The organism is Acinetobacter sp. A1-4-2 (assembly GCF_040233925.1).
Taxonomy (GTDB): Bacteria; Pseudomonadota; Gammaproteobacteria; order Pseudomonadales; family Moraxellaceae; genus Acinetobacter.
Genome location: NZ_CP157981.1, coordinates 2519655 through 2532171 on the forward strand (window position 1 = coordinate 2519655; position 12517 = coordinate 2532171).

Annotated in this window: 8 protein-coding genes; 4 read left to right on the plus strand and 4 right to left on the minus strand. The window is 41.8% G+C overall.

Features of this window, described 5'->3' with window-relative positions; all coding sequences use genetic code 11:
- The first annotated feature begins 74 nt into the window (after positions 1-74).
- Positions 75-1601, plus strand: coding sequence for a fumarate hydratase (locus tag ABJ384_RS12190; protein ID WP_349927604.1), 1527 nt, complete (start codon positions 75-77; stop codon positions 1599-1601).
- A 110-nt stretch (positions 1602-1711) separates the two neighbouring features.
- Here ABJ384_RS12190 and ABJ384_RS12195 read toward each other — a convergent pair whose 3' ends face one another.
- The 4 genes from ABJ384_RS12195 to tig form a co-directional block, all read right to left on the minus strand.
- Positions 1712-2425: a DUF2846 domain-containing protein gene (locus ABJ384_RS12195; RefSeq protein WP_349927606.1), complete on the minus strand. Its 714-nt coding sequence runs from the start codon at positions 2423-2425 to the stop codon at positions 1712-1714.
- Positions 2426-2611: 186 nt separating this feature from the next.
- Complete coding sequence (gene clpX / locus ABJ384_RS12200) at positions 2612-3922, minus strand: ATP-dependent protease ATP-binding subunit ClpX (protein ID WP_166169320.1); 1311 nt, start codon at positions 3920-3922, stop codon at positions 2612-2614.
- A gap of 27 nt (positions 3923-3949) precedes the next feature.
- Positions 3950-4555 carry an ATP-dependent Clp endopeptidase proteolytic subunit ClpP gene (gene clpP / locus ABJ384_RS12205; protein WP_086175809.1) on the minus strand — a complete coding sequence of 202 codons (606 nt, stop codon included), beginning with the start codon at positions 4553-4555 and terminating at the stop codon, positions 3950-3952.
- A gap of 191 nt (positions 4556-4746) precedes the next feature.
- Positions 4747-6078: a trigger factor gene (gene tig, locus ABJ384_RS12210; protein ID WP_349927609.1), complete on the minus strand. Its 1332-nt coding sequence runs from the start codon at positions 6076-6078 to the stop codon at positions 4747-4749.
- A gap of 719 nt (positions 6079-6797) precedes the next feature.
- Between tig and ABJ384_RS12215 the strand changes: the two genes are divergently transcribed.
- The 3 genes from ABJ384_RS12215 (at position 6798) to ABJ384_RS12225 (ending at position 12468) form a co-directional block, all read left to right on the plus strand.
- Positions 6798-9077, plus strand: a complete 2280-nt coding sequence (locus tag ABJ384_RS12215) for a TonB-dependent siderophore receptor (protein WP_349927611.1) — start codon at positions 6798-6800, stop codon at positions 9075-9077.
- 107 nt (positions 9078-9184) lie between these two features.
- On the plus strand, positions 9185-9868 hold the full coding sequence (locus ABJ384_RS12220; RefSeq protein ID WP_349927612.1) for a Fe2+-dependent dioxygenase: 684 nt from the start codon (positions 9185-9187) through the stop codon (positions 9866-9868).
- 350 nt (positions 9869-10218) lie between these two features.
- A complete protein-coding gene (locus ABJ384_RS12225) occupies positions 10219-12468 on the plus strand; it encodes a catecholate siderophore receptor Fiu (protein WP_349927614.1) in 2250 nt (749 codons plus the stop codon).
- The last annotated feature ends 49 nt before the right edge of the window (positions 12469-12517 follow it).

Below are 12517 nucleotides of genomic sequence, written 5' to 3' on the forward strand. Positions count from 1 at the left end.
AAATGCCCACAAAACATGCTTTTTATCTTATAATTTAGCCCGCTAGCTAACAGCCCGCTCAAGAGATATTTGATATGACAACTATTATCAAGCAAGATGACTTGATCACATCGGTAAAAGATGCGCTTCAGTTTATTTCTTACTATCATCCACAAGACTTTATCCAAGCGATGAGCCGTGCCTATGATCGTGAAGAGAACAAAGCCGCAAAAGATGCTATTGCACAAATCTTAATTAACTCCCGTATGTGTGCAGAAGGCCACCGTCCTATCTGTCAAGATACCGGGATTGTGAACGTATTTCTTGAAGTGGGTTTAGACGTTAAATTTGATTTAACCATGAGCCTGGACGATGCAATCAATGAAGGTGTACGTCAAGGTTACCTGGAAAGCTCTAACGTACTTCGTGCATCAGTTTTAGCTGATCCTGCATTTGGCCGTAAAAACACCAAAGACAACACCCCTGCAGTAATCCATTACAAACTCGTACCGGGTAACAAAGTCGACATTACTGTTGCTGCTAAAGGTGGCGGTTCAGAAAACAAATCTAAACTTGCCATGTTGAACCCTTCTGACTCAATCGTGGACTGGGTACTTAAAACTGTTCCGACCATGGGTGCAGGCTGGTGTCCTCCAGGTATGCTCGGTATCGGTATTGGTGGTACTGCTGAAAAAGCCATGATGCTTGCCAAAGAAGCATTGATGGAAGAGATCAACATGGACGAATTACTTCGTCGTGGTCCACAAAGCAAAATGGAAGAACTCCGTATTGAGATCTTCGAAAAAGTAAATGCCTTAGGTATTGGCGCACAAGGTCTTGGCGGTTTAACAACTGTTCTTGATATTAAAATCAAAGATTATCCATGTCACGCTGCGGGCAAACCGGTGGGTATGATTCCGAACTGTGCTGCAACTCGTCACGCACATTTCCAATTAGATGGTTCAGGTGTTTCTCACATTCAAGCACCTCGCCTTGAAGACTACCCTGCTGTAACTTGGGATTCATCAACTTCTAAACGTGTTGACCTGGACAACATCACCCAAGAAGAAATGAACTCTTGGCAACCAGGTGATACCTTATTACTTAACGGTACAATCTATACCGGTCGTGACGCTGCGCACAAACGTATGGTTGACATGTTGAATAACGGTGAAGAACTTCCTGTAGACCTTAAAGGTAAATTCATTTACTACGTTGGCCCAGTTGATCCTGTAGGTGACGAAGTTGTTGGTCCTGCTGGTCCTACAACAGCTACACGTATGGACAAATTCACTCGCCAAGTGCTTGAAGCAACTGGCTTGTACGGCATGATTGGTAAAGCGGATCGTGGTCCGGCTGCTGTTGAAGCGATTAAAGACAACAAAGCAACTTACCTGATGGCTGTCGGTGGTGCTGCTTACTTAGTATCAAAAGCAATTCGCGAAGCTGAAGTTGTTGCTTTTGCTGACTTGGGTATGGAAGCAATCTACAAATTTGTCGTTAAAGACATGCCTGTTTCTGTAGCTGTAGATGTGAACGGTACTTCAATTCACGCGACTGCACCAAAAATCTGGCAAGCAAAAATTGGGAAGATTCCTGTAGTTGATGCTGCTGCGAACTAATATTCCAAGTTAAAAAAAGCACCCATTAGGGTGCTTTTTTTATTTTAAGATGAATACTTTGTCTACTCTAAACCACTTAAGGTCTATTTCACCAAGCCAATACTCTTTCTTTACCAGGTTAAAGGATTCCACAGTTTAAAAGGTTTGATCAGCTGTACATCTTCTGCAGGATCATATTTTGCAGGTTTCATTTTTTGCGCTTTCTTACGTACCTTCCCGCTATTTTGATCGAGCGCAACAAAGTTATAGCTTGCAGATTTCAGTTGAGTATAGGCAATTTCATTTAAGCCAGTTTTTTCCGGCATCAAGATTAAAGGCCCCGAAACTTCACGACGGGTGGTTAAGTTTTCTTCATCATACTTAATAAAATAAGACTGTCCTGCCTGCACGGTAAAATCCAGATATTTGGGCTTTTGGAAATGCTGTACACCTACAGGACGGCTGGTTGATATACGATATGTTCCTGCTGGTAATTCAACCCAGTAATAATGATTGTTTAATAAACTTGGAATACGTTCACTATTGATAAACAGGCTGGAAGCCACAATTTCCTGACGGTTCCACTTACTGTCAGGACGGTATAAATAAACAATGGCCGCCTGATCATTCTGTGCCTGAACTGGCTGAAAGCGCTGGCCTATTTTTTGATTGACCCAAGCACCAATGCTAAACATGCCAAAACGGTACTGTTCCAATAATCCCGGTTCATGTTCAGTATTGACAGGTTTTAAGGTCGATGTCGCTTGAGTGTGCTCCATAGCAGATTTGCCATGGCATCCCAATAAAATAAAGCTTGCACAGACTGCAATACAGACTCCACGCATGATTTTCCCTCACCGCGTATTTTTTTATTTTTGTACTAAACTGAATTAAGCACTTCATTGTTTGCTATATATTGATTTTATTTCGGCGTCCACGCCGAGTTCTTGAGATTAACATTAGGTTTTATTTTTGGAAATAAAAAACGCGCGAAAACACAAGTTTTCCGCGCGTTTCTGACGAATAGCGAATTAAGCAGATTTAGAATTTATCACTTTTAAATCTACTTTAGCCTCATTTTCAGTCTCTGATTTAGGCTGACGTTCTGCTTTTAACACTGGTTTTGCTTCACCTGCAATCACTGCATCATTCACAATCACAGTCCCGACATCGGTACGGCTTGGTAAATCATACATGGTTTCAAGTAACGCATTTTCTAGGATTGAACGCAGACCACGTGCACCGGTATTACGTTCCAAAGCTTTTTTTGCCACGGCACGTAATGCTGAATCTTCAAATACCAAATCCACATGCTCCATATCAAACAAATATTGATATTGACGGGTTAAGGCATTTTTTGGCTCAGTCAGAATCTGCATCAAGGCTTCTTCATCCAGCTCATCCAGAGTTGCGATGACCGGCAAACGACCAATAAATTCTGGAATCAAGCCAAATTTCACCAAGTCTGTTGCTTCAACCTGACGGAACAAATCAGACAACTTTCGGGTTTCATTTTTGTTCTTCACTTCAGCAGTGAAACCGATCCCGCCTTTTTCCTGACGCTGTTGTACGATTTTCTCTAGGCCAGAGAAGGCACCGCCACAGATAAACAGGATATTCGAGGTATCAATCTGAATGAACTCTTGCTGCGGATGCTTACGACCACCTTGCGGAGGAATGGAAGCAACCGTACCTTCGATCATTTTTAACAGCGCCTGCTGAACACCTTCACCAGATACATCACGGGTAATCGACGGATTTTCAGATTTACGGGTAATCTTGTCGATCTCGTCGATATAGATAATACCCTTTTGCGCTTTTTCTACATCATAGTCGGCTTTTTGCAACAGCTTCTGTACGATGTTTTCCACATCTTCACCAACATAACCCGCTTCGGTCAAAGTGGTCGCATCGGCCATGGCAAATGGAACATCAAGCAAACGCGCTAAAGTTTGTGCCAGCAAAGTTTTACCTGAACCTGTTGGTCCAACCAGTAAAATATTACTTTTTGCCAGTTCAACTGCATCATCATGCTTATGGCCGCTATGGGTCACTTTTAGACGCTTGTAATGGTTATACACTGCAACTGAAAGCGTTTTCTTGGCAACATCCTGACCAATGACATATTGATCAAGTGCGGCACGAATTTCGTGTGGCTTAGGCAACGGTTTGCTCGCCCAATCGCCCGATTCAACTTGCTGGCTGGTTTGGACTAAATCTAGGCATACGTCCACACACTCATTACAGATGTAAGCGTCCTCACCTGCAATCAGTTTCCCGACTTCAGACTGCGTTTTACCGCAAAATGAACAATGCTTTTGTCCTTGAGGATGATCGGACATATTCACTCCAATATAAAAATCTGAAAATTATGGACGTTTAGTAAGTACTTCATCCACGAGACCGTATTCTTTAGCAGCCTGTGCTGTCATAAAGTTATCACGGTCAGTATCTCTAGCAACAGTTTCATAGTCTTGACCACTATGCTCTGCCATTAAACGGTTTAAACGTTCTTTAATAAATAGAATTTCACGCGCGTGAATTTCAATATCCGATGCCTGACCACGGAAACCACCAAGTGGCTGGTGAATCATCACACGGGCATTTTCCAAGCAATAACGTTTACCCTTAGCACCTGCATTAAGCAGGAATGCACCCATAGAGGCTGCCTGTCCCATACAATACGTCACGACATCCGGTTTAATGAATTGCATGGTATCGTAAATGGCCATACCTGCAGTCACTGAACCTCCTGGTGAATTAATATAAAGGTGTATATCTTTATCTGGGTTCTCTGCTTCTAAAAACAACATTTGAGCAACAATTAAATTTGCCATGTTGTCTTCAACTTCACCGGTTAAGAAGATGACGCGTTCACGCAAAAGACGTGAGAAAATATCGAAAGAACGCTCACCACGAGAAGACTGTTCAACCACTACTGGCACTAAAGCGTTATCAATTGTTGGAACATACATACGTTATTTATTCCTAAATTTTTTGTTACTCAACTCATAGTCACAATATGAGGGATAATTGCCGAAAATGCAAAATATTCCCAATTAAATAACAGATATTTTTATATAAGCTTTGTGAATTCAGGACAGGTTCAAAATAAGCCTGTACATAAAAAAAGGCGCATCATGCGCCTTTTTTCGGTCAGCTAAGCTTAGCCTTGTTGACGAGCTTGTTGCTCTTTCAATAAGTCTTCATAGCTTACTTTTTTGTCAGTCACTTTAGCAGATGCCAAGATGTGATCAACTACTTGATCTTCTAATACAACAGCTTCGATTTGAGCACGTTGCTGTTTGTCATTTTTGAAGTATTCAATCACTTCAGTTGGGTCTTCGTAAGAAGAAGCCATGTCTTCGATGTAAGCTTCAACGCGAGCAGCATCAACTTCAATTTTAGCGTCCGCTAAAACCTTGCTAACCAATACGCCAAGTTTTACAGATTTTTCAGCTTGTTCTTTGAACAGGTCATCTGGAAGCATGCTGCTGTCAAATGCTTTCGCACCTTGAGCACCAAACTGTTGAGTGAACTGTTGAATCATTTGTTGACGTTGACGGTCAATTTCTTGAGACAACATAGAAGCAGGAACTTCAACTTCGTTTGCAGCTACAAGTGCATCGAAAGTCGCGCCTTTTACCTGATTACGAAGACCATTTTTCACTTCACGTTCCATGTTTTTACGAACGTCAGCTTTTAATTTTTCAACGCCTTCTTCTTCAGTTAGACCGAAGATTTTCAAGAATTCAGCATCAACTTCTGGAAGTTTTTGTTTTTCAACTAGCTTCACAGTGATTTTGAATTGAGCAGCTTTACCCGCAAGGTTTTCTGCTTGGTAATCTTCAGGGAAAGTAACATCAATTACTTTCTCTTCGCCTTTCTTCATACCAACGATACCGTCTTCGAAGCCAGGGATCATACGACCAGAACCTAGAACCAGTTTAAAGTCTTCAGCAGCACCGCCTTCGAATTTTTCACCGTCTACAGTACCTTCAAAGTCGAAGGTAACTTGCATGTCTTTTTTAGCCATGCCTTTGGTTTCAGTCCAGCTTGCACGTTGCTTTTGAAGGTTTTCGATCATTTGATCGACGTCTTTGTCGTTGACTTCAGTTGCTTTACGTTCAACTTCCAAGCCGTCAAATTTCACTTCAACTTCTGGATAAACTTCTACAGTTGCTTCATAAACAAGAGCGTCTTCTTTATTTTCAACTTTTTCAATGTTTGGCATGCCAACTGCATTGATTTTCTCTTGTTGAATCGCTTCGAATACTGTGTCACGAATTACATCGTTCACAACTTCTTGATAAATGCCTGCGCCATATTCACGACGTACTACATTTAAAGGCACTTTACCTGGACGGAAGCCGTTGATCTTCACAGTTTTAGCAGTGCGTTTTAAACGAGCTTCAAATTGCTCGTTCACACGGCTCGTCGGTACAGATACATTTAAACGACGGGCAACGCCCGAAACCGCTTCAGAAGTTACTTGCATGGCTTCCTCGATATAGAAATAGTAATTGCAATTTTGAAAGTGCCACATTATATGACAACATTGAAAGATATACAAAACAGGATGATTTAACCATTAAATTTTAAGCATTCTGATCATAAAAGTCTGGCTTAATTACAACTTTGAACATCTGTAGTGTATAAACATCGCCATTTTCTATATTTTTTTTACCGCTTTCGCCTATTTTTCGCTGTTTGATACTTTTTATTTCAGTATTTTTTCTGGCTATCTTTTGTGGTTCTCATTCAGCCCTGTTTTAGCCACAGTTCATAATTTTTGTCTAAATTCCCTGTTCCTCCTGCAAAAAGCTCTTTTGAGTAGAAATTTCATGATCGCATTCCCTGTTTTTATTTTTTACAAAAAAGATTATTTACTTAAAACCAGGAATAGCCTTTAAAAGTAGAATTACACGCTTGGACTCAGCATAAACATTGAATACAAAATGAAATTTTTGTTGGTGATTTGCCATATCACTGTTAAAAAAATTAGCATCAATATTCCCAATTAAAAATATAAAAACCATAGTAATATAAAATATATATATAAATTAAATAATTAACTTAGAGTAACCACATTATTTGATTCAAAAAACAAATCAATAACTTAAAAATGATTACCAATTACAATTATAACTCATAGTGATAAAAAATAAGAATCATTATTATTCTCATACGTTTTCACAGTACCCTTTTGAGTTCGAAATGGCCTTCATTAAAACACGCAAAAAAATCGTATCTTCTGCGATTGTTTCCTCACTTTCAGTGATGGCAGCGAATGCATTTGCACAAGATCAAGTTGCTCAACTTGAAACTATTCATACTCAGGCAGAAACAGAAACAACTCAAGGTTTAAAAGTAGACCAATCTGCCAACTCCAAGTTTGTTGCTCCTTTGCTGGATACGCCTAAATCAGTTTCTGTAATTTCAAAGCAATTGATTGAAGATACTCAAGTGACAACTTTAAGCGATGCTTTGCGTACAGTGCCCGGTATTACTTTAGGGGCTGGTGAAGGGGGTAACCCAAACGGTGACCGTCCATTTATTCGCGGTTATAACTCAGAAAGTTCCATGTATGTAGATGGTGTACGCAACGCGACTTCACAAAACCGTGAAATGTTTGCTGTAGAACAGGTTGAAGTCACTAAAGGTTCAGCTTCTGCAATGGGCGGTGCAGGTACGACTGGTGGTAGCGTTAACATGATTTCTAAAGTTGCAAAAAAAGGCGACTCATTAGAAGGTTCTGTTGGTGCAGGGACGGACAATTACCAACGTATTACCCTAGATGGCAACAAAGATTTTGGTAATGGTATTGCTGCCCGTGTGGCCGTGATGGGCCACCATAATGAAAAAGCCGGCCAAGCCGATGGTACTGAATACAAACGTGCCGGGATTGCGCCAAGTATTACTTTTGGCCTGGATACTGCTACTCGTGCGACTTTAAGCTATTACTACTTAAAAACAGATGATACCCCTGATTCAGGCGTACCATACAATAACCCAACTGGATATTCCCAATATTCAGGAAAACCAATTGATGTCAAGCAAGGCATTTATTACGGGTGGCAAGACCGTGATTTCCAAAAACAGGAAAATCAGGTGGGTACAATCAAGTTAGAACATGACCTGACTGATAATCTAACCATTTCAAATACCGCAGTTTATAACAGCTCTAAAAATGATTATCTGTGGACCAACCCAGATGATTCTCAAGGAAACATTTATAAAAATGGCAATGTATGGGCACGTGTAAACTCACGTATCGCCGATACAGATACATTTACCGATCAGTTAGCATTAACTGGAAAATTTAATACTGGCGCTCTTAAGCATAGCTTTAACTTAGGTGCTGAATATAGCGACCAAGAAACTGACCGTACCCAATATATTATTAACAGTTTGTCTGCCACAGGTGCAGAATACAATAAATGTAGCCCTGCCGATATTGCTTCGGGCTGGTGTACCTCTGTTCAAAACCCTAATCGGGGACCATGGACCGGAAGTATCAGTACTGAAGGTGCAGACCAATACAATACACAAACCAAATCCACTTCTGTTTACTTCCTGGACAGCATTGAATTCAATCCACAATGGATTTTAGATTTGGGCGTGCGTTGGGATAAGTTTGATACAGAGCAAACCATGACCTATGGCGCACTAAATAGTGCTGTGACTGCAACAACCCCTACAGCTCAAGCTGGCGACAAAGTAACAACAGAAAGTGATACTGACTTCTTTACTTATCAAGCAGGCCTTACTTTTAAACCGGTTAAAAATGCTTCAATCTATGCCAGCTATGCAACATCTGCAAACCCTGTGGGTGTAGATGCTGGTGACGGTTCTGAAGGTATAGGCGCGGCATATAGCAATTTAGATCCTGAAGAAAGCCAGACTTTTGAAATTGGGACCAAATGGGATCTTTTACAAGATCGCTTGAATTTAACTGCCGCTATTTTCCGTACTGAAAAGCAGAATGCGCGTATCCAGTTGAGTCCTACTACTTATAGTAATATTGGCGAAAGCAAAGTTGACGGGATCGAGTTGGGCTTGAACGGTAAAATTACAGATCAATGGGAGATCAGCGCAGGCTATACCTACCTAGATAGTGAAGCGACCAAGAATGGCGTCAGCTGTCGCGGTACCACCTGTACTGACCAAACGGTATTTAACGGCAACCAAATGCCAAATGTTCCTAAAAACAGCGCTACACTTTGGACAACATATCAGGTTCTTCCGCAACTTCAACTTGGTGCTGGTGCAACTGCAATGGACAAAGTCTATGGCGACCTAGCCAATACCAAATACGTTCCAGGTTATGTACGTTACGATGCCATGGCACGTTACAACGTTAACGAAAATGTTGACCTGCAATTGAATGTCAACAACCTGTCGGACGAACGGTATTTCACTAAAGCATATGCCTCTCACTACGCCACTGAAGCAGAAGGTCGTAGTGCAGTATTATCGCTAAATTTCAAATACTAAGCTCAATTAAAACCATAAATTAATTATGGATTTAATCTAAAATAGCCTCATAATAATGAGGCTATTTTTATAGCTAAAAGAATTCATTCTTCCAAAGGTGTATTGCCGTGATCCATCATATTCCGCATGTCCTGAGTAAAGAACAAGTTCAATATTTCCGTGAAGAAATGGCAAAAATTGAATGGGTCAATGGTAAAGTCACTGCTGGCACACTTTCAGCCACAGTTAAACAAAATCAGCAACTGCCTGAAGATCATCCCCTGACTCATCACTTAAGTACCATCATTTTAGAATCATTGGGTCAGCATCCCTTGTTTTTATCTGCGGCCATTCCCCTCGACATTATTCCCCCGCTGTTTAACCGTTATGAAAACAATGAAGCTTTTGGTTTTCATGTCGACAATTCCATCCGCCGTATCCGTGGAACCAACGACCGTTTACGCACGGACTTGTCCTGCACGGTTTTTTTAAGCGACCCGGAAGAATATGAAGGTGGAGACCTGGTGGTAGAAGATACCTATGGCTATCATGAAATCAAACTGCCGGCGGGCGATATGATCCTCTACCCGTCCACCAGTGTGCATGAAGTCACGCCAGTAACCTCCGGCTGCCGTCTCGCGTCTTTTTTTTGGGTACAAAGCATGATCCGTGATGATGCGGAACGCCACATGCTGTTTAATCTGGATCAGTCCATTCAGAACTTGCGTATGCAGTTGGGTGACAAGCATGAAGAGGTCATTAAACTCACCAATCTCTATCATAATTTAATGCGTAAATGGGCTGAACTCTAATGTCGAAGCAATGACAGGCTCAGCATTCAAATATCCCTCTACTCATGATGGTTTTTATTTGTCTAAAGGACATTTCAGTATAAGTCAGTATAAAAATCCCAGCCTAATCATCATTCTTTTTCATTAGCGCAATGGATTCAGCACATCCACTGCGCTTTTTTAAACCACATTTTAAATAAAAACGAATAATCTTCTATAAATTTATTGCAAATAATAATTATTATCATTAATATTTGTATCATTGTTACAATCCATAACAATCTATCCACTTTTAGTTCCAGATTACTGACCACAAAAGTTGCAAAACAGTATTGGAATTCCGTCATATATGAAACTAGGGATGACTGACCATGGCACACATCAAAAGCCGTAAACACCACAGAAATGCTCAACTGGTTGCCTTAGCGGCCTCATTCCCGCTCATGACTCATGCAGCAGCAAGCAATGGTGTCACTCAGCTGCCAACCATTACCGTGGAATCTAAAGCGGAAAATAAATATAAAGCCGATAGCGTCAGTTCCCCCAAATATACCCAGCCGCTGGTCGATACCCCGCAAACCGTTTCCGTGATTAAAAAAGAACTATTAAAAGAACAAGGTGCAACGTCTTTGGTTGAAGCCTTAAGAAACACACCGGGAATTACCCTGCAACTGGGGGAAAACGGCAATACCAGTGCCGGCGATGCCTTTCAAATGCGCGGCTTTTCGACTCAAACCTCTACCTATGTCGATGGTATCCGTGATTTAGGTACAGTCACCCGCGATGTCTTTAACCTGGAACAGATTGAAGTGGTCAAAGGCCCTTCTGGTGCGGAAGCTGGTCGTGGTGCAGCATCAGGGTATATCAACCTGGCCAGCAAACTACCACAGACTGAAAATAGCCGTGAAGTTTCTGCCACTTACAATACTGCAGAACATGCCCGCCTGACTGCTGATATCAATCAGGTAATTAATGATGGCATTGCAGTTCGTTTAAATGCCATGGGACAGGACGGCGGCGTTGAAGGCCGCGACTTTATTGAAAACAACGGCTGGGCCATTGCACCCTCGATTGCTTTTGGCCTGGATAGCGATACCCGCCTGTATCTCTATTCACAGCATATTCGTCAACGCAATATTCCGGATGGCGGTATCCCAACTATTGGTATGAAGGGTTTCTACAATGCCGATTCTGCTTTAGCTTCAGCACCTAAAGTCAACCGTGAGAATTATTATGGTCACGTCGATGACCATGAAGATGTCGATGCAGACATGTACACGGCAAAAATTGAAAGTGATCTGGCTGAAAAGGTCAAACTGACCAACATCACCCGTCTGGGTAAAACCAGTATGAACCGTGTTTTAACCGGGATCAATACCGGTTCAGCCGGTTTAAGAACCAATGGTTCAACTAATCCGAAAGACTGGGAAGTTAACCGTTCACGTCAGGGTGTCGATCAGGAAAATAAGATTCTGGCTAATCAAACGACGTTGAACCTGAATTTAACAACCGGTGCGATTGAGCATGATGTGGTTGCCGGTCTGGAATTCTTAAAAGAACAGCAACATACAAAAACTATGGCTACACAAATGCCGGGACAAACGACGGTAGCCACATCTTGGGCCAATCTTTATGATCCAAATCGCAATGAAGCAATGCCCGGCCTGATGTATAATGGGGGCTATACCCATGGTGAAACCGATACAGCTGCTGCCTATTTATTCGATACGCTTAAATTTGGCGAGCGCTTCCAGCTGAATGGTGGAGTACGGGTCGACTATTATGATACCGAATATGATGCTTTGACCTTACCATCGGGTAGCAACAGCTTGGTTCCATCCAGTTTTGGTGCCCATGACACCTTGGTCAGCTGGAAACTGGGAGGCCTATTTAAACCTACAGCTAAAAGTAGCGTATATGCTTCTTATGCTAAATCATTAACTCCTCCAGGAAGCGCCAACTTTAGCCTTTCAGCAACAGGGATTAACAGTGCGGCTGCAAAACCGCAAGAAACCCATCACTATGAAATTGGCACCAAGTGGGATCTGTTGAATGATCAACTGGCACTCAATGCTGCAGCCTATTACACTGAAAATGAAAACCAGTTTACACAAGATGCGATTACCCAAGAATCCATTCAGCAAGGTAAAACGACCGTGAAAGGGGTTGAACTGAGTGCTGTGGGTAAAATCACGGATGCATGGAATGTATCTGCCGGCGTGGCTCATATGAAAACTGAACAAGAAGACCAGCTCAGCGTGAATGCAACAACTGGAGCAATTACCCGAACCAACAATGTGCGCTGGTCACCGGAATGGACAGCAAGCTTATGGTCGACCTATGATGTTGCCGGCTTTAAACTGGGCTTGGGTGCACGTTATGTCGATGAGCAAAAACGTGTGATTACCGACAGCACTGCAGCGGCGAACATGCCAAACATTCCAGGCTATGTGGTATTTGATGCTATGGCTGGTTATAGCCTGAATAAAAATGCTTCAGTCAACTTGAATGTCTATAATCTGGCAGACAAGGAATACATCAGTACCCTCAATAATGGCGGTGGCCGTGTGATATTAGGACAACCGCGTTCAGCAGCTTTAACCTTTAATTATAAGTTTTAAGTCATTCGCTAAGTCTTAGCAGATTGAGTATAAATATAGTGTGTTAGAT